This window comes from Bradyrhizobium sp. SZCCHNS3002, from assembly GCF_032377435.1.
Taxonomy (GTDB): domain Bacteria; phylum Pseudomonadota; class Alphaproteobacteria; order Rhizobiales; family Xanthobacteraceae; genus Bradyrhizobium.
The window spans coordinates 336,670-361,895 of record NZ_JAUHHY010000004.1 but is presented as its reverse complement, the minus strand read 5'-3'; the positions used below and the strand labels follow the sequence as shown (position 1 = coordinate 361,895).

Below are 25,226 nucleotides of genomic sequence, written 5' to 3'. Positions count from 1 at the left end.
TGATGACGGCCTGTTAATATCCCGTCAGCTCGAGATAGCCCACCCCGGTGTGGCTGCCCTTGAAGCTGATCGGTCCCTCCCAATACGGCACGCGGGTGCCCATCCAGGCCTTGGGGTTGAGCGGCGCGGTGTCGATGGCGATGCCGAGCGCGGCGATCTCGACGCGCCAGCCGACCGGCAGCTTGCGCTCACCGATCGTGACCGTCTCCTTCGGGCTCATGGCAATGTCTCCGGGCCCGAGCGGGCGCGAGGCGCCGTCCGTTGGGATCCAGGTGCCGGACGTGTAGTCGCCGTTGCCCTGCCGCATCCGATACAGCATCAGCTTCTCGCCGCCGAAAAAATGCAGCGCGAACCAGTCCCAGCCGCTCTGGTCGGAGGCCAGCGGCTGACTGCTCCATTCGCGGTCGAGCCAAGCCTGGCCTGAGACCTCGACCGGTTGATCGTCGAAGCTGATGCGGCCGCGGGCGCGGTAGAACGGCTGGCTGTAGTAGTAGGACGCCTGGCCGCGCTCGGATTTGCGGCTGTAGCCGCCGATGCCCTGCAGCACCACGGGACGATCGGCCTCGAGATGCAGCGCGTAGGAGAAGTCCGGTCCCGCGGCGTGCATGTCGAGCGGCGCCAGCGCTCGATCGTCGGTCGCGGCGGTACCGCGCAGTTGCCAATCATCGATCCAGGCCTGGAACGGCTTGGCCTCGACGCCGGCCTGGCCGACACCGCCGCGCGCGAACTTTTCCGTCGAGCGGTGGCTGTCGGCGCGCGTCACCGCGGCATGCGCCATCCACAGCTGCTGATTGTCGAAGCCTTCGCCTTGCGGCCCCGGCCGCGCCGCCGAGCGGAACAGCGTCCATTGCAGGCCGTAGGCCTTGCCGCTGGCGTCGCTGAGATTCGCGGTGACGTACCACCATTCGATGCGGAAATCGTCGTGCGGGCCGTGGTCAGCGGGGAATGAGAACGTCCTGCCCGGCGTCACCGCCGCAAAGCCGTCGGCGCTGTCGCTGAGGCCCGCAAAGCCCTGCGCGCGCGCGAGCCGCGGCAGCGCCAGCAGGCCGAGCCCGCCGATCAGCCCGCGCCGCGTGATGATCGCTCTAGCGCTCAATGGTGAAGGTCCTGACCAGATCGGCCGGCTGCATCCGCGCCAGCCGCAGCACCGGCAGCAGCGAGGCGATCACCGCCGCCACCAGCGTGACGACCAGCAGCCGGATGAGCTGCAGCGGAAACACGTCGAACGGCAACCGCCAGCCGAACGCCTTGACGTTGACGATCGCGATCAGGCACCACGCCACGATTAGCCCGAGCGGCAGCGCCAGAAGCGCGGTCAGGCCGGCGAGCGACAGCGTCTTCAACAGCTCCACTTCGGCGAGCCGCCGCCGCGTCAGCCCGATCGCCCATAAGGGGGCAAGCTGCGGCAGCCGCGAGTTCGCGAGGGTCAGCAGGCTGGTCAGCAGCGCGATCGCGGCGACGCCCAGCGTGAAGGTGTTGAGCGCGCCGGTGACCGCGAAGGTGCGGTTGAAGATCTGCTTCGACTCCTGCTTCACGGTGGCCTGGTCGATGACGTTGCGGCCGTCGAGGCCGAACCTGTCGCTGAGAGCAGCGATCAGTCCCGGCACGTCGGCCGGCGCCGCGCGCGCGGCCATGCGCGTGATCGGCGTCGCCGGGAAACGGCGCGTCAGCGCGGCGACGTTGACCGTGACCTGGCCCTTCGGATTGCCATAGTCGGCATAGATACCCGCGACAGTGATGCGCCAATCGCCGGTCGGCGCGGCGAGGTCGATGCTGTCGCCGACGGACAGATTGAGCCGCCGCGCCAACTGCTCGCTGACGAAGCCTGCGTCGCCGCGCACCAGCTGCTTCCACGCGTTGGCGTCGGCCTGCAGCAGCGGCCAGTGCGCGCGATAGGTGTCGTGATCGGGCAGGCCGAGCACATCGATCGGCGCGCCCGCCAACTGCGTCTCGGCGCGGCCGCCGGGCAGCACGGCCTGCACCTCAGGCCGTGTACGCAGCCAGCTTTGAATCTCGCGCGCCTGCGCCTCGTCCGCAGCGCTGATGTAGACGTCGGCGGCGAGCCGGCCGTCGAGCCAGACCAGGAAGGTGCGGCTGAAGGTCTCGACCATAGTCGCGACGCCGACATTGACGGCGAGCGCCAGCAGCAGCGCCATCAGCGCCAGCGACAGGCCCGAGATCTGCTGGCGGCTGTCGGCCCAGAACCACTGCGCCAGCGCCGTCCGCGCGCCGCGCTCGCCGAGCCGCAGCACGAGCTCCAGGACCGCCGGCAGCAGCAATGCGGCGCCGAGCATCATCGCCGCGAGCACGCCGAAGCCGGCCAGCAGCGATTGTCCGAGCCACAGCAGCAGGCCGGCGGCGACGAAGAAGGCGAGCGCAACCGCGCTCTGCAAGCGCAGCCAGCGCCGCTGCGCCTCCTGCCACGCATAGGGCTGCGCGGTGGAGAGGATCGGAAGCCGCATCGATTTGATCAGGCTCGTGGTCGCCGCTGCCAGCGCGCCGGCGATGCTGATGGCGAGGCCCGCCAGCCACCATTCCGGCTGCAGGCTCAGCTCGCCCGGCACCTGCGCGCCATACAGCCCGCGCAGCGATGCCGCCACGTTCGGCAGCAGCGCGGCGGCGATGACGTAGCCGCACACCAGCCCGGCCAGGCCCGCCACCAAGGCAAAGCCGATCAGCTCGCCGATCAGCACGCCGTTGAGCTGCCGCGCCGACACGCCGCAGGCGCGCAAGGTGCGCAGCACCGGCAGGCGCTGCTCGAAAGCGAGGCCGATGGCGGAATTGACGATGAACAGGCCGACGACGAACGACAGCAGGCCGAAGGCGGTGAGGTTGAGGTGGAAGCTGTCGGTCAGCCGCTCCAGGTCGGTCTCGGCCTCCGGCTGCACGAGCTGCAGCCGGCCGCCGGCGAATGATTGCAAAGCGTCTCGCTTGCCCGTCGCCTTGCCGACCAGCAGCCGCGAGATCTGGCCGGACTTGTCGAGCAGCCGCTGCGCGTCGCTGATATCGACCACGAGCACGCCGGGCGCGAGCTGCTGCTGCGCCATCACGGGCGGCAGCAGCGCGTCGTTGCTGAGCCGCGGCGTTGCGCCGTCCTTGAGTCCGAGATCGGCCAGCGTCTCCGGCGAGATCAGCGTCCGGTGCGGCGGCGTCAGGAACGCCTCGAGCTCGCTGCGCCCGACCCTCGGCGCATCGCCGACCTCCCGGGGGATGCTGAACGGCTCGATGCCGAGCAGCCGCAGCGAATGGCCGTCGATCTGCACGCGGCCCTCGAGCACCGGCGACACCGGCCAGCCGGCGCGGCGCAAGTCCGCGAATAAGCTCTGCGGCAGCATCTTGCCGTCGCGCGCGACCAGCATCGGCGTGCGCGCGCCGCCGAAGATCGCGGCGGCGCGATCATACGAGCTGCGGGCCTGCTGATTCAGCGCCTGCACGCCGCTCCACAACGCGGTCGCCGAGATCAGCCCGATCAGCAAGGTCGCGAGCTGCATCGGATGCCGGCGCCAGTGGCTGAGCAGCACCGCTAATATCCACAGCGCGCGTCTCATACGATGCGTCCGGCATGCAGGTGGACGTGACGGTCGAGCATCGCCGCGAGCCGCGCGCTGTGCGTCACCATCAGGAAGCCGCAGCCGGTGCGCGCGACGAGGTCGCGCGTCAGCGCCATCACCTCGTCGGCGGTGTCCTCGTCGAGGTTGCCGGTCGGCTCGTCAGCAAGCAGCAGCGCCGGCTTGATCGCCAGCGCGCGGCCGATCGCGACGCGCTGCTGCTGCCCGCCCGACAATTGCTCGGGATAGCGCTTGAGCAGCGGCTTCAGCCCGAGCCGCTCGACCAGCTCGCTGTGCCACGCCGGATCATGCCGACCGGCCAGCCGCGCCTGGAAACTGAGATTGTCCTGCACCGACAGGCTCGGCACCAGGTTGAACTGCTGGAACACGAGGCCGAGCCGCTCGCGCCGGACCGCCGCGCGTGCCGAATCGTCGAGCGCGCCGACCGCAGCGCCGTCCAGCAGGATGTCGCCACTGTCGGCGGCATCGAGCCCGGCGATCAGATGCAGCAGCGTGCTCTTGCCGGAGCCGGATTCGCCGGTCAGTGCGACGCGCTCGCCGGAGGAGACGTCGAGGTCGACGCCACGCAGAACATGGATCGGTTCGCCGCCGGATCGATAGGATTTGGTGAGATGACGGACGCTGAGCACGGGCATGATCGGGGTTGTTGCGTCACAACATAACAAGGGCCAACGCGAACATCACGTGCTCGTTCTTCGCGACGCCGCTGATGTGATGCCGGCCGCGCGCAATCAGGTTGCGAGGGTATCGCGATGCAGCCCAAGAGGGCGGATTCCCGCGTTGCAGCAACAACTTAGCGCGCGAGCCGGTTGCCTGCGGAGCCGCTTCGTGGGTAGCATCGTCGAAACGCCCGGATGACAGGGGCGGATCATGACAGAACGGGGAACGACCATGGCCGCGCCGACGACGCTGAAGGGCACATCCCGCGCAAGCGCGACCCCGAAGGGGGCCTGGAAGATCACCTTCCTGCTGTTCCTGTTCATGCTGGTGAACTTCGCCGACAAGATCGTGGTCGGGCTCGCCGGCGTGCCGATCATGACCGAGCTCAACCTGAACGCCGAGCAGTTCGGCCTGCTCGGATCGTCCTTTTTCTTCCTGTTCTCGATCTCCGCCATCGTCGTCGGCTTCGTCGTCAACAAGGTGCCGACGCGCTGGGTGCTGCTGGTGCTGGCGCTGATCTGGGCGGTGGCGCAGTTTCCGATGGTCGGCACCGTCGGCTTCACCACGCTGCTGATCTGCCGCGTCATTCTCGGCGCCGGCGAGGGTCCCGCGGCGTCCGTGGCCGTTCATGCCGTCTACAAATGGTTTCCCGATGAGAAAAGGGCGATGCCGACCGCGATCCTGTCACAGGGGTCGGCGTTCGGTGTCATCCTCGCGGTGCCCGCGCTGAACTGGATCATCGTGAATCATGGCTGGCACTATGCTTTCGGCGCGCTCGGCGTGGTCGGGCTGATGTGGAGCGTGGCGTGGCTGTGGCTGGGCAAGGAAGGGCCGCTGGCCGAGGTCGAATTCGCCGGCCTGCGCGAGCAGCGCGTCCCGTATCTGCAATTGCTGACGTCGCGGACCTTCGTCGGTTGCGTTGCCGCGACCTTCGGCGCCTATTGGGCGCTGTCGCTCGGGCTCACCTGGTTCACGCCGTTCCTGGTGAAGGGCCTCGGCTTCTCGCAGCAGCAGGCGGGCTTCATCTCGATCCTGCCCTGGATCTTCGGCGCGTGCGTGGTGCTGACCACGGGCTTCGTGTCGCAGACGCTGATGGCGCGCGGCGTATCCACCCGCATGGCCCGCGGCGTGCTCGGCGCGACGCCGCTCGTGATCGGCGGCGGGCTGATGGCGATGATGCCGCATGTCGACGCCGCTTCGGCAAAGATCGCACTGCTCGTGGTCGGATCGGGATTGTGCGGCTCGATCTACGTCGTCTGCCCGCCGATGATCGGCGAGTTCACGCCGGTCACGCAGCGCGGCGCCGCCATGGCGATCTACGGCGCGCTCTATACGCTGGCGGGCATCGTGGCGCCGGTGGTGATGGGCAAGATGATCCAGGCCTCCGGCAGCCTGCTCGAAGGCTACATGTCCGGCTTCACCATCAACGCCGTGATCATGGTGATCTCCGGCCTGCTCGGCCTGGCGTTGCTCTGGCCGAACACCGAACGCGCCCGCCTGCAGGCGCAGCAGGCTGCCGCGCCGGAATTTGCGTGATACAACCCCTGTCAGGGGTCATCAGGAGGCGGCCTCGCATTCATCCTTGCTGAGGTCCTGCACGATGCGCCTGTTCTATCATATGCTGCACTACTGGCGCGGTGCGCGATGCTTGAAGATCGAGGACTTCCCAGGCGCCATCCTCCACTTCAGCAAGGTGATCCAGCTCAACCCGCGCAACTATTACGCCTACCATAATCGCGGCGTCGCCCTTCAGGGCATGGGAAGCTACGCCAGTTCGATCGCGGATTTCGGCGTGGCCCTCAAGCTGAAGCCGAACGCGCAGACATTCGGCGCCCGGGGCGTGTCGCGGAAACTCCTTGGCGACTTCGACGGCGCCATTGATGACCAGGCGCGAGCTCTCGCTCTCGACCCCAGGGTCGCCGCGGCTCATGGCGAACTCGCGTTCCTTCATCACGTGAAGGGCGATTCGGATCGCGCGATCGTCGAGAGCACGACGGCGATCGGCCTCGCACCCAATGACCCCATCATGCAGAGGGGGCGTGGCTATATCCAGTTTTGCCGCGGCAGGTTCGATGCCGCGGCAGCGGACATGGAAAGATCGCTCGCGCTCGAGTTCGATCCCTATGCGGTTCTGTTTCTTTACCTGTCGCTCGCCCGGTTGCCGGGGCGCGCCAGGCCCGACCTCGCCGCTGTCGCATCGCGCTGGACTGCGGCGCAGTGGCCTGGACCGGTGTTCGATCTGCTGATGGAGCGTTCGACGGCGCAGCAGGTGCTGAATGCGACCGCAACGGCTCCCGAACAGGCTGAAGCCTATTTCTACATCGGTGAGTGGCATCTCTTGAACGGTCGCCACGACGAGGCCGCACGGGCACTGGAGATCGCCCTGCGCTCGTTGCCGCCATGGTTCAACGAATACTCGGCCGCACGATCCGAGCTTGCGAGGCTCGCCGAGACGGTCGCCGCGGCCAGTTGATGTCTCAGCTCACACGGCGCGCTCCCCTGACCAGCCGCCCCGGCCGTGCGCCGGTGGCCTCGCCGTGGCGGCGCGTGACCACGCCGGACACGATCGTCGCGTCGTAGCCGTCGACCTCCTGCATCAGGCGGCGGCCGCCGACCGGCAGGTCGTAATGCACTTTCGGCGGATGCAGGTGCAGCCGGTCGTAGTCGATGACGTTGACGTCCGCCTTGTAGCCCGGCGCGATCAGGCCGCGATCGTCGAGGCCGACGGAGAGTGCGGTCTTGCGCGACTGCGCGGCGACGACGAAGGGAATCGACAGTCTGTCGCCGCGCTTGCGGTCGCGGGTCCAGTGCGTGAGCAGATAGGTCGGGAAGCTGGCATCGCAGATGATGCCGCAATGCGCGCCGCCATCGCTGAGGCCGGGCACGCTGCGCGGGTCACGCAGCATCTCGTAGGTGGCATCGAGATTGCCGTCGGAATAGTTGAGGAACGGCACGTAGAGCATGCCGCGCCCGCCGTCCGTCAGCATCGCGTCATAGGCCAGTTCCTCGGGGCGACAGCCGCGGGCGCGGGCCTGGGCGCCGAGCGACCGCTCGGGCGGCTGCTCATAGTCCGGCGGATCGCCGAGCAGGTACATCTTGTCGTAGTTCGGCTTGAAGAACAGCGGGTCGTCGGTCGCGCTGGCCTGCTCGCTCAGGATCGCCGCGCGAACCTGCGGATCGCGCATCCGGGTGACGCGCTCCGCCAGCGGCAGATGCGCGATCGCCTGATAGCTCGGATGCGTCTGCAGCGGGTTGCGCGACAGCTCCAGCCCGAGCAGCAGCCCGACCGGACGCGCCGCGATCTGCGCCGTCACCGACAGGCCGCGCGCAGCGGCGGCGTTGATCTCGGCCAGCGTCTGCCGCCAGCGCTGCGGCGCGCGGTCGTTCTGCGTCACCGAGAACGAGATCGGGCATTTCGTTGCCTCGGCAATGCGCAGCATCATCGGCAGGTCTTCATGGATGGTCGAGATGTCGAGCACGAATTGCAGCACGCTGCGGCCGGCGCCGTGCATGGCCTGCGCGATCGTCGTCAGCTCGTCCTCGCCGGCCTTCAAGGTCGGCGTGTAGTCGCCGGTCGAGGTCCGGTGGTTGAGCGTGCGCGAGGTCGAGAAGCCGAGCGCGCCGGCCTTGACCGCATCGCGCGCCAGCGCCGCCATCGCGCGGTTGTCGTCGGCGGTGGCGGGATCACGCCGCGCGCCGCGCTCGCCCATCACATAGACGCGCAGCGCCGCATGCGGCAGTTGCGCGCCGATGTCGAGATCGAATTCACGCTTGCCCAGCCACTCCATGTAGTCCGGAAAGCTCTCCCATTCCCAGGGAATGCCGGCCTCGAGCACCGGCTCGGGAATGTCTTCGACGCCCTCCATCAACTGGATCAGCCGCTGATGATCGGCCGGCCGGCACGGCGCGAAGCCGACGCCGCAATTGCCCATGATCGCTGACGTGACGCCGTTCTGCGACGACGGCGAGATGTCGTGGCTCCAGGTGACCTGGCCGTCGTAATGGGTGTGGACGTCGACGAAGCCGGGCGTGACCAGCTTGCCATGCGCGTCGATCTCCTCGCGGCCTGAGGCTGTGACCTTGCCAACCTCGAGGATGCGGCCGTCCGCGATTGCAACATCCGCCTCACGCAGCTCGCCGCCCGAGCCATCGGCAACGGTTCCACCACGGATCACGAGATCTGGCTGGGTCATGGCGTGTCTTCCCCGATATTGTCATTATCGGGACATCATCGATGCATGGACGGTGATGTCAACACGCGGGAAGAGACAGCAGCGTTGCATGGAGAGGTGGAAGCGCGTCTCAAGCGTCGCGCAACTATCAGAGGTGCTCATCATTGCGCCCTCTCCCCTTGTGGGAGAGGGCATGTAGGACAGATCAGCAAGCTCGGTCGGGTGAGGGGTCTCTCTCCGCCGGCTTCCTTCGCAGAGCGAGCCCCCTCACCCGACGGAGTACGCGGCTGCGCCGGCGATGCCCTCTCCCACAAGGGGAGAGGGCGCTGCATCGGGCAGCGCGGACGAACTAATAGCTTACTGTCCCTAGGGTGGGCAAAGCGACGCCATCAGGCGCTGCGTGCCCACCGTTGGTAGCTGTGGTGTCGGTGACAAATGGTGGCGCGCTTCGCTTTGCCCACCCTACGTCGACAACTACGCCTTGGCCTTCTTCGGCTCGGTGAAGAACGCCAGCACGATGGTCAGCAGCATGAACACGACCGAGGCGCCGAACACCCAACGGGGCGCGTTCATGTCCATGATCCAGCCGAACAGCAGCGGACTGACCACGCCGGCGAAGTTGAAGCCGGTGGAGACGATGCCGAAGGCGCGGCCGGCGGCGCCCGGAGGGGCGGCGTTGCGCACCAGCATGTCGCGCGACGGCGCGATCACGCCGCTCATGAAGCCGGCGACCAGCATAATCGCCGTGAGCAGCACGGTTGGCAGGTTGATGAAAGTGATCATCAGCACCAGCACGGCGTTGATCGCATAGGCGACGGCCGCGACCAGGTTGTGATGCCTGATGCGGTCGGCGAGCTGGCCGCCGGCGAGCACGCCGACGGCGCTGGCGCCGAGGAATGCGGTCAGCGCGATATTGGCGGTCGAGAACGAGATGCCGTAGCCGTTCATGAACGCGACCACGCCGAAGCTGGCGATGCCGGCGTTGGACAGGCTGAGCAGCATGAAGAACACGGTCAGCAGCATCAGCATCGGCGTCAGCAGGCTGGGCTGCTTCGCCTTGCTGCCATCGGCAGCGGTGTGGTGCGGATGCGGCGGCACCTCGGGCACGTTGCCGACGAGCAGCAGCAGCGCCGCGAGCGGTCCGACCAGGCCGGCCGCGATCAGCGCGCCGGAGCCGCCGACGGTGGTGACCAGCGCCGCCATCACCGCGGGCGCGACGGCGCCGCCGAGATAGCCGGCGAAGGTGTGCACGCCGAAGGCGCGGCCCATCCGCTTCTCGTCCATGTGGGCCGACAGCAGGGCATAGTCCGAGGGATGGTAGACCGCGTTGGCGAGGCCGAGCAGCACCGCCGAGACGACGAGGCTCGTGTAGGTCAGGTAGAACCCGAGCAGCGCCAGCGACAGGCCGCCGAGCGTGAGGCCGAGCAGCAGGATGCGGCGGGCGCCGGCGCGGTCGACGAGATAGCCGACCGGGGCCTGCGTTAGCGCCGACACCACAGCGAACACGGTGAGCGGAAAGCCGAGCTCGACATAGCCGACGCCGAGCTTCTCCTTGAGGTACGGAAACAGCATCGGCAGCACCAGCATGTGCAGGTGGCTGACCCAATGCGCCAGCGAGATCAGCGCCAGCGTGCGCAGCGGGGAGGCGGCCCGGACCGGAGCACGGACATGTTGCGGTGCGGCGAGAACGTCAGCCATGGTCGATCCGTGTGGCTCCGGGCGTCAGCTATTGAAAAGAGGACGCGTTGCCGGCAAACCGCCGATGCTGCCTAAACAGAGGCGCGCGACACAACGCCACAGTATCGGATTGCGGTTCATTGTCCATGAACGCCCGCGCATGGCACCTGCGCGGGACGGCCGGCGGCCCAGGGGCGGCAAGTCACCCGCCGCCGTTCCGGGGTTGTGGGCAGGAAGGCACGGTGTGTCCCCACCACAGGTGTCGTCCCCGCGAACGCGGGGACCCATAACCACCGGCGGATGTTTGTTGCGCGAGTCGTGCAACACGCAGCCTGCCTCAAGACGGATCACGCGGTATGGGTCCCGGGTCGGCGCCCGCTGACGCTTCGCGTCAACGGTCTTGCCCGGGACGACAGCGAGTGTGGGGCGCGGTCGAAGGCTGCCGAAAGGTGGGAGAGGAGAGCGAGAGCGTAACTCCCTACGGCACCACCGGTCCGCCGGCCTTCTTCCACGCGTCCAGTCCGCCCTCGATATGTGCCGTATTCGCAAGCCCCGCCGCTTGCGCGGTCTGCACGGCCATCGCCGAGCGCTCGCCATAGGCGCAGAAGAACACGATGCGGCGGCCGGTGGCGGCGGCAACCTCGCGCAGCATGCCGCCGGGCTTGAGATTGTCGGCGATCGCAGGATAGGGCGCGTGCAGCGCGCCGGACAGCGTGCCGTGCTTGGCGCGCTCGGCGGCCTCGCGCAGATCGACCAGCAGCACGTCGGGACGTCCCAGGCATTCGATCGCCTCACGTGCCGACAGCGACAGGCCCTGCTTCGCCAGTTCCTCCTGATGCAGCCCGACGCGCATGTTGGCGGGCACCGCGACATCCATCATCTTCGGATTCGGCAGCTTCAGATTCGCCATCAGCGCGACGTAGTCGTCGACCGACTTGACCTGCAGGCGCGGATTGTAGCGGCGCTCCTCGCCGATGGTGGAGACGGTGTCGCCCTTGTAGTCGTGCGCGGGATAGACCAGCGTGTCGTCGGGCAGCCGCAGCAGCCTGTTGAAGATGGAGTCGTACTGCTGCCGCGCATTGCCGTTTTGGAAATCGGTGCGGCCGGTGCCGCGGATCAGCAGCGTGTCGCCGGTGAAGACGCGGTCGCCCATCGAGAAACTATAGGAATCGTCGGTGTGCCCGGGCGTGTACATCACGTCCAGGCTGATGCCCTCGATGGCGATCCGGTCGCCCTCGCTGACGCGCATCGCCACGACATCGGCCTTGGTCTGCTCGCCCATGATGGTGACGCAATGGGTGCGGTCGCGCAAAGCGCCGAGGCCGGTGACGTGATCCGCATGCAGGTGGGTGTCGACGGCCTTCACCAGGCGCAAATCGAGCTCACGCAGCAGCTGGCAGTAGCGGTCGACCTTCTCCAGCACGGGATCGATGATGACAGCCTCGCCGCCGGTGCGGCTGGCAAGGATGTAGCTGTAGGTGCCGGAGACGCTGTCGAACAATTGGCGGAAGATCATCGGCGCCTCCTTTCGATCAGGATCGTCGTGGCATTAGCACGATCGGCCCGATGTCACCAATGCGGCGGACGCTCGGCAGGCCGGATTGCACCGCGCCATCCGCGGTCACGATTGCGATGCAAATCCGGGATTGCCGTCGACGCCCGAGAGCGTGACCTTGTTGGTTCCGACCAGCACCAGCTGACCGTCGCGCAGGTGGTTGGCGACCACGTCCCACACCGGCTTGCCGTCTTGCGCGTTCATCGAGGCCCAGCCGGCGACCTTGTAGCTCTTGCGCGCGTCGAGCGGGCGGCCATCGTCGCGCGTGAGATCGGAGATGCGGCGGCCGATCGGCTCGGCGGGCGCGCAGCGGTAGGACAGCCCGCCGGTGCGCACCATGTCGCCGCCCTGCTGCAGGTAGGGATCGGCGTTGAACAGATTGTCGCAGACGTCCTCGAGCACGTCTTTGATCTCTGCGCCGGTCATCCGCTGCACATAGGTCTCGGGATAGGTGATGGCGGTCTGCGCCAGCACGTCCTCCAGCAGGATGGACTGGTTGGCGAGCAAGGTCGGACCCCAGCGGAATCCGGGCGACAGCGCAATCTCGGCGTCGAGCTCGCGGCGCAGCGCCGCGCAGATCAGGTCGTCGGTCGCGCCCTCGAAATTGCCGCGCCGGTACAGCAGCCGGTCCGATGTCGCGAGCTTCTCGCTCCAGGCCGCGACCTGCGGCTGCTGCGTCTGGTCGATCAGCGCCTGCATCGCGGGATCGGGCTTCAGCAGCTCCGAGTAGATGGGCAGCAGCCGGTAGCGTGCATCGGCGACGCGGCCCTTGCCGACATCGAGATCGAGCACGGCGAGAAATTTGCCGTTCGAGCCGGCATTGGTGACCAAGGTCGCGCCCTTGGCATTGCTGATCGCGACCGGTTGCGGTACCGCGTCATGGGTATGGCCGCCGAGAATGACGTCGATGCCGGTGACGCGGCTCGCGAGCTTGAGGTCGACATCCATGCCGTTATGCGACAGCAGGATCACGGCATCGACCTTGTCGGCGCCGCGCAGGCCATCGACCAGCTTCTGCAACTCCTCCTCGCGGATGCCGAACGTCCAGTCCGGCGTGAAGCGGCGCGGATGCGCGATCGGCACGTAGGGGAAAGCCTGGCCGATCACGGCAATGCGGGCGCCGCCGATCTCCTTGATGGTGGCCGGCTTGAACACGCGCCCCGATCCGGGATCGAATGCCTTGGCGTCGTTGAACGCGGCCTCCTCGGTCAGGAACACATTCTGCGCCAGGAACTCGCCCTTGAAGCGGGCGAGGTTGGCGCGCAGCGCCTCCTCGCCATAGGTGAACTCCCAATGCCCGGTCATCGCGTCGATGCCGAGCAGATTGGCCGCGCTCACCATGTCGGCGCCGCGCATCGCATTGGCGAGCCCGGTGCCCTGCCAGAGGTCGCCGCCATCGAGCAGCACCGAGCGATGGTCGCCGGCATCGGCGCGCAGCTTGTCGACCAGCGTCTTCAGATGCGCGAAGCCGCCCATCCGGCCGAAGCGGACGGCGTATTTCTCGAACTCGAACGAGGTGAACGCATAGGCCTCGGCGCTGTCGGGCCGGATGCCGTAGCGGTCGAGGAAGGCGCGCTCGACCAGATGCGGCGGCCGTCCCCACATCTCGCCGATGCCGAGATTGACGCTGGGCTCGCGGAACAACAGCGGCCGCAGCTGCGCGTGCGTGTCCGTGATGTGCAGGATGCGCGCGTTGCCGAATTTCTCGATGTCGTACAGGCTGACGGTGTCGGCGGCGGTCGCGCTGCGCAGCAGCGCCGGCGCGGCGATGGCCGCGACAGCCGATGCTTTCAGAAAATCCCGGCGCCGCATCGTCATGGCCAGCGTTCTAGATCATGATGCGATTCCATGGAATCGCATCATGGTCCATCCCTTTGTGTGAGCATGATCTCCGCGCAAACGCCTTCGGCGGCTGTCGCGAGGGAGAACCGGTTGCCACGTCTCCGGATCATGCTCTAGCGGATCTCCATGTCCTTCCAGCGCTGCTTCTCGCTGGTGGCCTGGACGATCGAGGCCTTGGCGAGCGCCTCGGCCTCCTGTGCCGACTTCAGCGCCGAATCGAAATTGCCGGAATCCGCTGCCTTCTTCGCAGCGGTGAGTGCGGCCTGGGTCACGGTCCATTGGTTGCGCAGACGTCCGGCTTCCTTGTTGGCGCTCTCGGCCGCCGCGACCGCCGCGAGATAGTCGGCCTCCGACGCGGCCCGCGCGGAGCCGGCGCCGACCGCCGACACCATCATGGCGAACACGATCTTTTTCATGACGCTTGCTGTCGTGACATTTTTCATGGCCGCGCTCCCGGTCCTGAAACCGGCAGGCCGTTCGATACGTAGGACAGGTAATATTCGAGGTTGCGGTATTCGTCCGACTGCGGCTCCAGTGGCACGGCGCGCGTCTGGCTGTTGCAGGTGACGAAGCGCCGGCTGATCGTGCCCATGCCGCTCCATTCCGAGCGGTAGATCGGCATCGCGTTGAGGATGCCGAGCGCCGGCGCCAGGATCTCGGCGCGGATGCGCTCGCCCGGGCTCTGCACGTGGCAGCTCGCGCAGGAGAAATTCAGCTGGCCGCGGCGGGTGTAGAAATATTCCTTGCCCTTCTCGAACGCCTCGAGCGCGCGCGGGTCATCGGGGATCTTGATGTCGAAGCGCTTGCCGCGCGAGGTGAACGCCATGTAGGCGGTCAGCGACGCCATCTCGTCCTTGACGTAGGAGTAGGGCTGCTCGCCATTGGCCTCGCGGCAGCGGTTCAGCGCCAGCTCCAGCGTGATGACCTTGCCTTCCTTGTCGTCGAAAGTGGGATAGTTCTGCCGGATGCCGATGCCGCCGTTCGGGAAGCAGTCGGCATAGGTCTTGCCGTTCTTGAACGGCTTGGCGAACATTTCCTTGCCGGCATCGAGCGCGAACTCGTAAGGAGGGAACTCCTCCTTCTCTTCCCATTGCTTGCGCATGTCGGCGTTCATCGAATACGGCCCGTTGACGAAATCATCGAACGCCACCTTCGGGAACTTCTTGACGAAGTAATCCTGGAACGCCTTGGCGTCGGCGGCCGGGTTCGGCTTGTCCGCGGCCGCGGCGCCGCAGGCGCCGAGAGCGAGCGCGGCCGCGAGAGTCAGCGCGAGGCACGGCGCCCTCATTGGATCGTCGCCGTCAGGCTGTCGGTCGCGCCCTTGCTGTCGACCCAGCTCACCTTGAGCTCGTCGCCCTTGGCCGCGCCCTTGAAGGCGAACTTGACATAGGGGTCCTTCGAGACCGCGGTGCCCCAATCGGCCAGGAACACCGTCTTGTCCTTGTGCACGAAGGTGACCTGCTGGATGTAGTGCGCCGGGATCAGCTCTCCCTTGGCGTCCTTGACCAGGCCCGTATCCATCGGGTGCTGGATCAGGGTCTGGACCTCGGCGATGTCGCCGTTCAGGACGGCGCGGACGCGGATGCTCGATGCCATGATGATCTCCTGACCTTAGCCGCCGCAGCCGCCGACGGTGACCTTGACCTCCTTGGTCGCGCTGTAGAGCTTGCCGCCGGATTCGACGAGCGCGATCACGTTGGAAGTCTTGGCCATCTTGAGCCGGTTCGCCACCGTGGGCACGGTGCCGTCGGGGATGTGGTACGACGCCGCCAGCGCGAACGGATTCTCGCTGACGATGAAAGCGATCGAGGTGACGTTCGGCAGCGTGGTCGTCACCGCGATCGGCACCACGCCGCCGTTCTCGGCGATCTCCGGCGCGTCGAGCTTGATCTTGTCGGACGCCTCGTGGTCGCGGCCGTACAGCGCCTTGACCGCGTCGGGCGCATTCTTCTGCTTGAAGGCGTCTTCCGGATATTTGTTGTCGTTGGTCGCGGCAAAGGCGGGCGCGGCATGCAGCACGGCGTTGCCGAGGCCGATCAGCGCGACGAGGCCGGCGCCCTTCAGGAACAGGCGGCGGTGGGCCAACGGGCCGAACGAGGCAGTCATGGCGGTCTCCAAACGGAATCAGAGGGTCTGCAGGAAGTCGACGATGGCGCTGATTTCCTGCTCGGTCAGGATGCGGTTGCGGCCGAACGGCGGCATCACCGTCAGCGGATTGCGCCTGGTCTCGTCGTTGAGAATGGCGATCAGCTCGGCGCGGTCGTATCTCGCCTTGAGGTTCTCCAGCTTCGGGCCGATCGAGCCCGGCAGGTCGCCGCCCTTGATCTCGTGGCAGGTCAGGCAGTTGCCCTTGCCGCGGTCGAAGGCGAGCTTCTGGCCGTCGACGGCACCGGACTGGGCGTGAGCGGCCATGGACATGGCGAGCGAGAGCCCCATCGCCAGGGCGGTACGCAGGACAGGTGTGATCAAGGTGGAATTCCGACGTCTCGGTGATCTCGGTAATATAGGAGCTGCAAAGCATAAAGACCATCGGCTGACAATGCAGCTATGGTGGCCGCCGCAACGCGGTTAACGAAGGCCGTTCATCTGGCGCCGGGAGAGTGGGCATGGCGGAGTATGTCGTGGAGTTCGGCCGGGACGGCCGGCCGGTGGAACCGGACGGACGGCTCGACGCGGCCGCGTTCCATCGCAACCACCAGCCGATCTGGGCGGTGCTGGGACGGCTGCTGGCGGGCAAGACCGGCGACGTGCTGGAGGCGGGCAGCGGCACCGGCCAGCATGTCGTGCATTTCGCCTCCCAGCGCCCGGACCTGACGTGGTGGCCGAGCGATCTCAACGCCAACCACCTCGCCAGCATCGCGGCGTGGCGCCGGCATGCCGGGCGGTCCAACATCCGCGACGCCCAGCGCATCGACTTGTCGGATCCCGGCTGGCCGGCGGCGTTCCGCGCCGCGGGCGGGCCTTCGCAGCTCGCCGCGATCTTCTGTGCCAATGTGATTCACATCGCGCCCTGGGCGGTGGCGGAGGGATTGTTCGCCGGCGCCGGGCAGGCGCTGTCGGCGGACGGCGTGCTGGTGCTCTACGGCCCGTTCAAGCGTGACGGCAAGCACACCGCGGTCAGCAATGCCGTGTTCGACACCTCCCTGCGCGAGCGCGATCCGGACTGGGGCGTGCGCGACATCACCGATCTCGACGCGCTCGCCGCGCGCAATGGCCTCGCCTTGCGCGAGACGGTGGAGATGCCGGCCAACAACATGATCCTGGTGTTCGGTCGGACGTCGTGAGTTGTCGACGGCGCTGCTCCGAATTCCGCCGTCGTCCCGGCGAACGCCGGGACCCATAGCCACAGGGTCCAGTTGTGACGCGAGATCGGCGTGACATCTGCCCTCGCGACAAACTCCTGCCGCGGAGTATGGGTCCCGGCGTTCGCCGGGACGACAGCGGTGGGTGGGGCCGGCAGCACGGTAACGGAGCGTAGGCGCTACGCCATCTCCAAGCCGACATGCCGCGCGAGAAACCGCGTGCCCAGCGTGATGAAGCTGGCGCGCTCGCGGTTGTCGGTGCCATAGCCATGGCCGCCGGCGGCGGGTTCGTAGAACCACGCGTCGTAGCCCATGGCCTGCAGCTTGGCGGTCATCTTGCGGGCGTGGCCGGGATGGACGCGGTCGTCGCGCCGCGTGGTCGCGATCAGGATCGGCGGATAGGGCTGCCCGGGCGTGGCGGTGTGATAGGCCGAATAGGTCTGCAGCCAGCTCCAATCCGCGTCCTGGTCGGGATCGCCATATTCGGCGATCCAGCTCGCGCCGGCGAGCAGCCTGGTGTAGCGGCGCATGTCGATCAGCGGGATGGTGCAGAACAAGGCGCCGAAGCGCTCGGGGTAGCGCACCAGCATGTTGGTGATCAGGATGCCGCCATTGGAGCCGCCTTGCGCCGCGATGCGCTTCGGCACCGTGACGCCGCGGCGGACGAGATCGGCGGCGACCGCGGCGAAATCATCATGCGCGAGCCGCTTGCCGGCATAGCGGCCGGCGTCGTGCCAGGCGGTGCCGAACTCGCCGCCGCCGCGGATGTTGGCCTCCACCAGCGTGCCGCCGCGCTCCAGCCACAGCTTGCCCAGTGCCGCATTGTAGGCCGGACGCAGCGTGTGACCGAAGCCGCCATAGGCGCTCATGTGCACCGGCGCGTCGCCGGTCAGCTCGGCCGGTCCGGTCTGGGTGTAGGGAATGCGCTCGCCATCCACCGAGATCGCCTCGTGCCGTGTGACGACGTGCCCCTCGGCGCTGAAGGTGCGCGGCGCCTGCTTCAGGATCACGGGTGCAGCGAAGCCCTCGATCAGTTGCAGCGACGGCGGCGTCAGCGGATCCTGGACATTGGCGAGCAGGTCGCCGTTGCTTTCCGCCTCGTCGGTGTCGAGGCGCCAGACGTCCACCGTCGCGATCTCCGGCAGGCCGGGCAGCCGCTCACAGCTCCACGCCTCCCGTGACGGCGTCCACACCTCGAACCTGGCCCTGAGCTCGTCGAGGATCGACAGCACCAGCCGGCCGCCGGCCCAGGACAGGCCCTGCAGCGCGCGTCGCGGCGCGGGCTCGAACACGCGGGTGAAATCGCGGCGCCCGGCAAGGAATGCCGACAGCCGGAGACCGAGCACCACGTCCGCAGGATGGGTGACCTCGCCGAGGCTCCAGGGCTGGCGCAGCTTGATGGCCATCCAGTCGCCATGCGCCGACATCCAGCAGTCGGTCGGCAGATCGAGCCTGGTCCGCGCGCCGCTGCCGTCGCCGAGCCAGAGATGCTGGTTGAAGAAGTCGATGCCCTCGGCGAACCACACCCGTGCCGGCGCGACGCTGCGATCGACGCCGACATGCACCCATGTCGACTGGCTGCCTTCGGCGCTGAAGATCACCTCCGCCTGCTCGACCGGCTGGCCGCGCCGCCAGCGCCGCACCGTCCGAGCGTAGCCGGACGGCGTCGCCATGCCCGGGCCGAACGCGCTCGCCAGCAGCAGCGTGTCGGCATCGAGCCAGGCGGCGCTGCCCTTGGCCTCCGAGAGCGTGAAGCCGCCCGTGACAAAGCGCTTCGCCGCGAGGTCGAACTCGCGCAGCACCACGGCGTCGCTGCCGCCGCGTGACAGGCTCAGGATGGCGTGCTCATGGGCCGGCGGCAGGCTCGAGACTCCGTTCAGCGCCCAGTCCTCGCCTTCGTCGGCGGCGAGTCGGTCGATGTCGAGCAGGTCCTCCCATTGCGGTTGCGCCTTGCGGAACTCCGTCAGCGTCGTACGCCGCCACAAGCCGCGCGGATGCGCCGCATCCTTCCATTGATTGTACAGCAGCCCGCCGCGTCGGCTCACAAACGGGATGTTGTCGGGCCGGTCCAGAATGGCAGCTAGTGCGTCGCGGTCGCGTGCGAAGGCCGCATCGCCGAACGCGGCGAGCGTGCGCTGGTTCTGCGCCGCGACGAAGGCGAGCGCGCGCTCGCCGTCGATCTCCTCGAGCCACAGATACGGATCGTCATCGGGCGCCGCGATGGTCGGACGATCGTCGATTGACATGGCTCAAGCTCCGCGGGCGCCGTTGACGCGAGAATACCGTCGGCTTGATTAGCCGGGCGGGTCGGGAGTGTCGAATCACGCTCGGTGGCGCGGCCGCTGCCGCATGGCTTGTCTCCGTTCGCGCCCGTTGCCTCGGGCGCTTGCTTCCCCCAATAGTGCGGCTGAACCAGCAAGGCGAAGCGTGCGCGCCACGCCCCCGGATACCTGAGATGATCGATCTGACCGTGAGCGAAGACACTTCCGATGATGCCCGCGCTCGCCGCAACGTGGCGCGGCTCGCGGCCGCCCAGGCGCTGACCGGCGCCAACTCGGCCGTGATCTTCGCGACCGGCGCGATCGTCGGCGTCACCATTGCCCCGAACATCGGGCTCGCGACGGTGCCGATCTCGATGTACGTCGTCGGCCTCGCCGCCGGCACCCTGCCGACCGGCGCGATCTCGCGGCGCTATGGCCGCCGGGCGGCCTTCCTCATCGGTACCGGCTGCGGTGCCGTCACCGGCGTGCTCGGCTGCCTCGCGATTCTGCGCGGCTCGTTCGCACTGTTCTGCCTGGCGACGTTCCTCGGCGGCCTCTATGGCGCGGTCGCGCAATCCTATCGCTTCGCTGCTGCCGACGGCGCCAGCGCCGCGTTCCGGCCCAAGGCGGTGTCGTGGGTGATGGCAGGCGGCATCTTCGCCGGTCTGCTCGGTCCACAGCTCGTGCAATGGACCATGGACGTCTGGCAGCCCTATCTGTTCGCGTTCAGCTATCTGATCCAGGCGGCGGTCGCGCTGGTCGCGATGGGGATCGTGGCCGGCGTCGATCTGCCGAAGCCTGAAGCTGCCGATCTGCATGGCGGCCGGCCGCTGTCCGAGATCGTGCGCCAGCCGCGCTTCATCGCAGCCGCGCTGTGCGGCACCATCGCCTATCCGGTGATGAACCTGGTGATGACGTCGGCGCCGCTGGCGATGCAGATGTGCGGGCTGACGGTGTCGGATTCCAATTTCGGCCTGCAATGGCACATCGTCGCGATGTACGGCCCGAGCTTCTTCACGGGATCGCTGATCGCGCGCTTCGGTGCGCCGGCCATCGTCGCGCTGGGCCTGGGGCTCGAAGCGGTCGCGGCCGTCATCGGCCTGTCCGGCCTGACCGCGATGCACTTCTGGGCCACACTGGTCATGCTCGGCGTCGGCTGGAATTTCGGCTTCGTCGGCGCCTCCGCACTGGTGCTGGAGACGCATACGTCCGCCGAGCGCAACAAGGTGCAGGCGTTCAACGATTTCCTGATCTTCGGCCTGATGGCGCTGGGCTCGTTCTCCTCGGGCCAGCTGCTCGCCCATTTCGGCTGGTCGGCGGTGAACCTCGTGGTGTTCCCGCCGGTGCTGCTGGGCTTGTGCGTACTGGCGCTGGTGTGGTCGTCGAAGCGGCGCGAGGCGGCGGCGGGCTGAGGTAGAGCGCTTAGAGGCAAGCTCGCGCGGCACGCACGGTGCGCCCCCCTCCCCGCAAGGGGGAGGGGAGCGTACCGGTTTCGTGACGACGGGCTCGCTTTAGTCAGCCGGCCTCACTTCAACTCCGACACCTCGCCCTCCGGCAGATCGAACTCGAACGTGTTCAGCGTCATCGAGACCATCGTGTAGTAGCCGCAGAGGCCGATGATCTCGACGACGCCGCGCTCGCCGAGCGTTGCGATCGCATCCTTGTAGAGCGCATCCGTCAGCCCATGGCCCTCATGCAGCGACTTGGCGACGTCGTAGATCACTTTCGCCTTGGGATCGGAGAACTCCGGCGTGCGGCGGTCGCGGATGGCGTCGATGATCCTGATGTCCAATCCGCCCTGAAGCGCGAGGCGCTTGTGCGCGTACCATTCGTAGTGCGCGGTCCAGTGCCGGGCCGTCACCAGGATCGCGATCTCCGACAATGCTGCGGGAAATACCGTGTCGTAGCGCAGGAAGGCGCCGAGCCGTGTTGCATGCCGCGCCATCTCGGGACTGTTGAGCCAGGCCATCATCGGCGGCGGCGGCGAGCCGCGCTTGCTGGCGATCGACTCGTCATAGGTCTGGCGCTGGTCGGCGCTCATTTCGCCAGGCGAAAGAAGTTTCAGGCGCATGTTCGTTTCCTCGTATTTCACGCGGCGGCATCATGACCATAGAACGCCCGGCAAGGCGAGGGCGCCCGCGGCGACATCGATGTTGAATTCCGCCAAGCGCTGAGGTTAGGTCTTGCCAACGACAGCAATCATGGAAACGCGTGAGGACCTGGCATGGCCGATCTCGACACATTCCGCCGCGAAACGCGGGCCTGGCTGGAGGCCAATTGTCCGCCGGAGATGCGCCGGCCGATGACCTCCGAGGAGGACACGTTCTGGGGCGGCCGCAATGCAAAATTCTCCTCCGAGCCACAGCGCATCTGGTTCGAGCGCATGCGCGACAAGGGCTGGACCGTGCCGCACTGGCCGAAAGAATACGGCGGCGGCGGCCTCGACGGCGAGGAGGCCAAGATCGTGCGCCAGGAGATGGCGGCGATCGGGGCGCGCGCGCCGATCACCTCGTTCGGCATCTCGATGCTCGGGCCGGCGCTGCTGAAATACGGCACCGACGACCAGAAGCGCGAGCACCTGCCCAAGATCACCGCCGGCCTGATCCGCTGGTGCCAGGGCTATTCCGAGCCGAACGCCGGCTCCGATCTCGCCTCGTTGCAGACCCGCGCCGAGAGCGATGGTGATGACTACATCATCAACGGCCAGAAGATCTGGACCTCCTACGCCAACTACGCCGACTGGATCTTCTGCCTAGTGCGCACCGACCCCGCGGCGAAGAAGCATGACGGCATCAGCTTCATCCTGTTCGACATGACGTCGAAGGGCGTGTCGACCAAGCCGATCCTGCTGATCTCCGGCCGCTCGCCGTTCTGCGAGACCTTCTTCGACAATGTCCGGGTGCCCAAGGCGAACGTGCTCGGCACCGTCAATCGTGGCTGGGACGTCGCGAAGTACCTGCTGCAGCACGAGCGCGCGATGATCTCCGGCATGGGCGAGCGCGGCGGCAGCCGGCCGCTCGGCCAGGTCGCGGCGGATAGCGTCGGCAGCGACGCGCAGGGCCGCCTCGACGACGCGTTGCTGCGCGCCGACATCGCGACCTTCGATGTCGACGAGGCGGCGCTCGCGGCGGCCGCCGAGCGCATGGTCGATCTCGCCAAGGCGGGGCAGGGCCATCCGGCGTTCTCCTCGGCGATGAAGTATTACGGTACGGAGCTCAACAAGCGCCGGTATGAGCTGTTGATGTCGGCCGGCGGCATCGACGCGCTGGAATGGGAGAGCGAGCGCTCCCATGAAGGCGCGCGTCCCCGTGCCTGGCTCCGCACCAAGGCCAACTCGATCGAAGGCGGCACCTCCGAGGTCATGCTCGGCATCGTCGCCAAGCGCATCCTCGATCTGCCGGGGGCGTAGTTCATCACTCTCTCCGTCATGGCCGGGCTTGACCCGGCCATCCACGTCTTTCCTCGTGACGTGAGACATGGATGCCCGGGTCAAGCCCGGGCATGACGAGTGGAGAGAGCCCGCATCCAACAAACAAAATTCTTGGAAACACCCCATGCCTCTCCTCCTCACCGAAGAACAATCCATGCTGCGCGACAGCGCGCGCGGGCTGATCAACGACAAGGCGCCGGTGTCGCACCTGCGCAAGCTGCGCGACGTCAGAGACGAGACCGGCTTCTCCAGGGAGCTCTGGGCCACCTTCGCCGAGATGGGCTTTGCCGGCCTGCTCGTGCCGGAAGAGCACGGCGGCTCCGGCCTCGGCGCGGTCGAAGCCGGCGTCGTGATGGAGGAGATCGGCCGCACCTTGATGCCGTCGCCGTTTTTCGCCACTGCCGTGCTGTCAGCCTCGGCGCTCACCCGCGCCGGCTCGGCCGCCCAGAAGTCGGAGTATCTGCCGAAGATCGCCAACGGCGCGCTGCTCGCCGCGCTGGCGTTGGACGAGGGTGCGAAACATCGTCCGCTGCACACAACGCTGCAGGCCGCGCGCTCCGGCAACGGCTTCAAGCTCAGCGGTGCCAAGGCGATGGTGGTCGACGGCCACGTCGCCGATCTCCTGCTGGTCGTCGGCCGCAGCGCCGGCGCGCCCGGCGAGCGCGATGGCCTCACGCTGTTCCTGGTCGATCCCAAGGCCAAGGGCGTGGTGATCGAACGCACCATCATGGTCGACGCGCACAACGCCGCGCGGGTCACGCTCGACAACGTCGAGGTGACCGCCGATCACGTGCTCGGCGAGGTCGATGGGGGCGCTGCCACGCTCAGCGCCGTGCTCGATCTCGGCCGCGGCGCGGTTGCCTCCGAGATGGTGGGACTGAGCGAGGAGGTGTTCGGCCGCACCGTTGCCTATCTCAAGGAGCGCAAGCAGTTCGGCAAGGCGATCGGCGAATTTCAGGCGCTGCAGCATCGTGCCGCGCAGCTCTACATTGAGATCGAGATCACGCGCGCCGCCGTGCTGAAGGCGCTGCAGGCGCTCGATGCCGATCCTGCCGGCGCGCCGGCGGCCGTGGCGGTCGCCAAGGCGCGCGCCGGCACGACCGCGACCCGCGCCGTCCAGGAGGGCGTGCAGATGCATGGCGGCATGGGCATGACCGACCAGTTCGACATTGGCTTCTTCATGAAGCGCGCGCGCGTCTGCGAGGTGATGTTCGGCGACGCCAACTACCACGCGGCGCAATTGGCGCAGCTGAGGGGGTATTGAATAAGGCTGCGCTCGCGAGACATCACTCTCTCCACAGGTACGGCCCAACTCGTGCCACACCCAGCGCCGTCGTCCCGGCGAACGCCGGGACTCATAACCACAGGATGACGTGGTGACCCGCGCTGGCAGCTTCAGCCTTCGCCAAATCCCGGACGGTGGCTATGGGTCCCGGCTCAAGGCCGGGACGACACCGATGTTGTTGGGACGATATCGGCCCTCATCGGCCATTTGCGTCCCCGCGATCTTCAACGTCGCGATCTCAGAGATCACTGACAAAGAGCGCGCCATCACCGATGGCGCGCCCTCGTCGCATCAATGATGCATCGCCGACTTCGCCGGTGGCAGCAGCACCTTGTCGATGACGTGGATGACGCCGTTCGAGGCCATGACGTCGGCCTGCACCACATGCGCGTCGTTGACCTGCACGCCGAAGAAGGTGCCGTCGATATCGACCTTCTGGCCCTGCGCGGTCTTCACGCTGAGCTTCTTGCCGGCGACGTCGCCGGCCTTCACCGCGCCGGGAATCACGTGGTACTTGAGGATCGCGGCGAGCTTGGCCTTGTTCTTCGGCTTGAGCAGATCCTCGACGGTGCCCGGCGGCAGCGCGGCGAACGCCGCGTCCGTCGGGGCGAACACGGTGAACGGGCCCTTGCTCTTCAGCACCGGCACGACGCCTGCGGCCTTGGCGGCCGCCACCAGCGTCTTGAACTGGCCTGCACCGACGGCAGTGTCGACGATATCGGCCGCACGAGCGGCGGTGGCGGACATGGAGAGCGCGCCCAGCATCAACGCGCCGGCCACGAACGAACGGATTCCCAGCGTCATTCGAATTTTTCCCTGTGAACTGAACTAATGAGTTGGTTGATGCGCAAAAGGGATTTGCGGCCCCTGTTCGCCCTGTCCTCCAGGTCGCATCACCCCGACCGGATTGGTCAGGCTCGTTACGATCGCTGCGTTCGGATGGATTTGAGGATGAGTTCACGAACTCGTGAGCCGCCTCTGAGGCCTGCAGGGCAGTGCGTCCGAGAGCCATGAATCCGCGGGACTAATTGCTTTGCAGGAGCATCCGCATTGCCCGTCGTGCCATTTTGTCGCAACCCGACGGGCGTTGTGTCGTCGGGCAAATCAGCCGCACATTTACCGCCGTCACGGCCCGCAAGAGGGACGCTTCGCGATCGTTACGAAACGTGGGCCGGCGACGCGATGGACGCATCGGATCGCAGCGCGCGAGATCGCGCCGACGAACGATGACGATGCGGACGTAAAAGCGCGTGGTCCTGGCGCCCCGATGCTGGCGTCAAGTCGATGGGAGTGATCCCGAACGACGACGGTGGCTAACAGGCCGGACACCGGGGAGAGCGCGCCATAAGCGTTAACACCATCGCGCAGGGAAGGCCGGGTTGTCCCGGCTGAGCCTGTGGTTCTGCCGCCTGCATTTTTTTCGCAGGCGGACCGCAGGTGCCAGTCGGCACCTGGCCTTCCCTGCGCCCTCGA

At 67.3% G+C, this 25,226-nt stretch carries 21 protein-coding genes; 6 read left to right on the top strand and 15 right to left on the bottom strand.

The features are described 5' to 3' along the window. Positions 1-13: 13 nt before the first annotated feature. Genes QW845_RS11350 through QW845_RS11340 form a run of 3 tightly spaced genes read right to left on the bottom strand, consistent with a single transcriptional unit; the run spans position 14 to position 4,204 of the window. Positions 14-1,096, bottom strand: coding sequence for a lipocalin-like domain-containing protein (locus QW845_RS11350; RefSeq protein ID WP_315801660.1), 1,083 nt, complete (start codon positions 1,094-1,096; stop codon positions 14-16). Next, positions 1,086-3,548, bottom strand: a complete 2,463-nt coding sequence (locus QW845_RS11345; protein WP_315801659.1) for an ABC transporter permease — start codon at positions 3,546-3,548, stop codon at positions 1,086-1,088. Before QW845_RS11345 ends, QW845_RS11350 begins: the two co-directional genes overlap by 11 nt. Beyond that, positions 3,545-4,204, bottom strand: a complete 660-nt coding sequence (locus QW845_RS11340; protein ID WP_315801658.1) for an ABC transporter ATP-binding protein — start codon at positions 4,202-4,204, stop codon at positions 3,545-3,547. Before QW845_RS11340 ends, QW845_RS11345 begins: the two co-directional genes overlap by 4 nt. Positions 4,205-4,460: 256 nt before the next feature. Between QW845_RS11340 and QW845_RS11335 the strand changes: the two genes are divergently transcribed. Both QW845_RS11335 and QW845_RS11330 read left to right on the top strand, forming a co-directional pair. Then, complete coding sequence (locus tag QW845_RS11335) at positions 4,461-5,765, top strand: MFS transporter (RefSeq protein ID WP_315801774.1); 1,305 nt, start codon at positions 4,461-4,463, stop codon at positions 5,763-5,765. A gap of 112 nt (positions 5,766-5,877) precedes the next feature. Further along, on the top strand, positions 5,878-6,702 hold the full coding sequence (locus tag QW845_RS11330) for a tetratricopeptide repeat protein (RefSeq protein ID WP_315801657.1): 825 nt from the start codon (positions 5,878-5,880) through the stop codon (positions 6,700-6,702). A 4-nt stretch (positions 6,703-6,706) separates the two neighbouring features. On the opposite strand, the gene QW845_RS11325 is transcribed toward QW845_RS11330, so the two are convergent. The 9 genes from QW845_RS11325 to soxX form a co-directional block, all read right to left on the bottom strand. Continuing rightward, the gene (locus QW845_RS11325) at positions 6,707-8,422 is read right to left on the bottom strand and encodes an N-acyl-D-amino-acid deacylase family protein (RefSeq protein WP_315801656.1); all 1,716 of its coding nucleotides are present in this window, start codon (positions 8,420-8,422) and stop codon (positions 6,707-6,709) included. Positions 8,423-8,875: 453 nt separating this feature from the next. After that, on the bottom strand, positions 8,876-10,099 hold the full coding sequence (locus QW845_RS11320) for an MFS transporter (protein ID WP_315801655.1): 1,224 nt from the start codon (positions 10,097-10,099) through the stop codon (positions 8,876-8,878). A gap of 457 nt (positions 10,100-10,556) precedes the next feature. Continuing rightward, complete coding sequence (locus tag QW845_RS11315) at positions 10,557-11,594, bottom strand: MBL fold metallo-hydrolase (RefSeq protein WP_315801654.1); 1,038 nt, start codon at positions 11,592-11,594, stop codon at positions 10,557-10,559. A 105-nt stretch (positions 11,595-11,699) separates the two neighbouring features. Continuing rightward, positions 11,700-13,451, bottom strand: a complete 1,752-nt coding sequence (gene soxB, locus QW845_RS11310) for a thiosulfohydrolase SoxB (protein ID WP_315801653.1) — start codon at positions 13,449-13,451, stop codon at positions 11,700-11,702. A gap of 137 nt (positions 13,452-13,588) precedes the next feature. Beyond that, entirely contained in the window at positions 13,589-13,891 is a 303-nt protein-coding gene (locus QW845_RS11305; RefSeq protein ID WP_315801652.1) for a hypothetical protein, read from the bottom strand. 23 nt (positions 13,892-13,914) lie between these two features. Continuing rightward, entirely contained in the window at positions 13,915-14,763 is an 849-nt protein-coding gene (gene soxA / locus QW845_RS11300; RefSeq protein ID WP_315801651.1) for a sulfur oxidation c-type cytochrome SoxA, read from the bottom strand. Further along, complete coding sequence (gene soxZ / locus QW845_RS11295; RefSeq protein ID WP_315801650.1) at positions 14,760-15,071, bottom strand: thiosulfate oxidation carrier complex protein SoxZ; 312 nt, start codon at positions 15,069-15,071, stop codon at positions 14,760-14,762. The genes soxA and soxZ overlap by 4 nt, the downstream gene beginning before the upstream one ends. Before the next feature lie 15 nt (positions 15,072-15,086). After that, positions 15,087-15,581, bottom strand: a complete 495-nt coding sequence (gene soxY / locus QW845_RS11290) for a thiosulfate oxidation carrier protein SoxY (protein WP_315801649.1) — start codon at positions 15,579-15,581, stop codon at positions 15,087-15,089. An 18-nt stretch (positions 15,582-15,599) separates the two neighbouring features. Beyond that, the gene (soxX, locus tag QW845_RS11285) at positions 15,600-15,893 is read right to left on the bottom strand and encodes a sulfur oxidation c-type cytochrome SoxX (protein ID WP_315717170.1); all 294 of its coding nucleotides are present in this window, start codon (positions 15,891-15,893) and stop codon (positions 15,600-15,602) included. A gap of 188 nt (positions 15,894-16,081) precedes the next feature. Between soxX and QW845_RS11280 the strand changes: the two genes are divergently transcribed. Next, entirely contained in the window at positions 16,082-16,759 is a 678-nt protein-coding gene (locus QW845_RS11280) for a DUF938 domain-containing protein (protein ID WP_315801648.1), read from the top strand. Between the two features lie 197 nt (positions 16,760-16,956). On the opposite strand, the gene QW845_RS11275 is transcribed toward QW845_RS11280, so the two are convergent. Continuing rightward, positions 16,957-19,023 carry a prolyl oligopeptidase family serine peptidase gene (locus tag QW845_RS11275; protein ID WP_315801647.1) on the bottom strand — a complete coding sequence of 689 codons (2,067 nt, stop codon included), beginning with the start codon at positions 19,021-19,023 and terminating at the stop codon, positions 16,957-16,959. Positions 19,024-19,232: 209 nt separating this feature from the next. Between QW845_RS11275 and QW845_RS11270 the strand changes: the two genes are divergently transcribed. Next, the gene (locus QW845_RS11270; protein ID WP_315801646.1) at positions 19,233-20,450 is read left to right on the top strand and encodes an MFS transporter; all 1,218 of its coding nucleotides are present in this window, start codon (positions 19,233-19,235) and stop codon (positions 20,448-20,450) included. Positions 20,451-20,563: 113 nt separating this feature from the next. On the opposite strand, the gene QW845_RS11265 is transcribed toward QW845_RS11270, so the two are convergent. Next, a complete protein-coding gene (locus tag QW845_RS11265; RefSeq protein WP_315801645.1) occupies positions 20,564-21,109 on the bottom strand; it encodes a carboxymuconolactone decarboxylase family protein in 546 nt (181 codons plus the stop codon). A gap of 153 nt (positions 21,110-21,262) precedes the next feature. On the opposite strand from QW845_RS11265, the gene QW845_RS11260 reads away from it, so the two are divergent. Together QW845_RS11260 and QW845_RS11255 are read left to right on the top strand one after the other, a co-directional pair. Then, positions 21,263-22,447 (top strand): acyl-CoA dehydrogenase family protein, encoded by a 1,185-nt coding sequence (locus QW845_RS11260; protein WP_315801644.1) that lies wholly within the window; start codon positions 21,263-21,265, stop codon positions 22,445-22,447. A 145-nt stretch (positions 22,448-22,592) separates the two neighbouring features. Beyond that, positions 22,593-23,732 (top strand): acyl-CoA dehydrogenase family protein, encoded by a 1,140-nt coding sequence (locus QW845_RS11255; RefSeq protein ID WP_315801643.1) that lies wholly within the window; start codon positions 22,593-22,595, stop codon positions 23,730-23,732. Between the two features lie 312 nt (positions 23,733-24,044). Here the strand turns inward: QW845_RS11255 and QW845_RS11250 are convergent, their stop codons facing one another. Further along, positions 24,045-24,500 carry a fasciclin domain-containing protein gene (locus tag QW845_RS11250; RefSeq protein ID WP_315801773.1) on the bottom strand — a complete coding sequence of 152 codons (456 nt, stop codon included), beginning with the start codon at positions 24,498-24,500 and terminating at the stop codon, positions 24,045-24,047. Positions 24,501-25,226 lie beyond the last annotated feature (726 nt).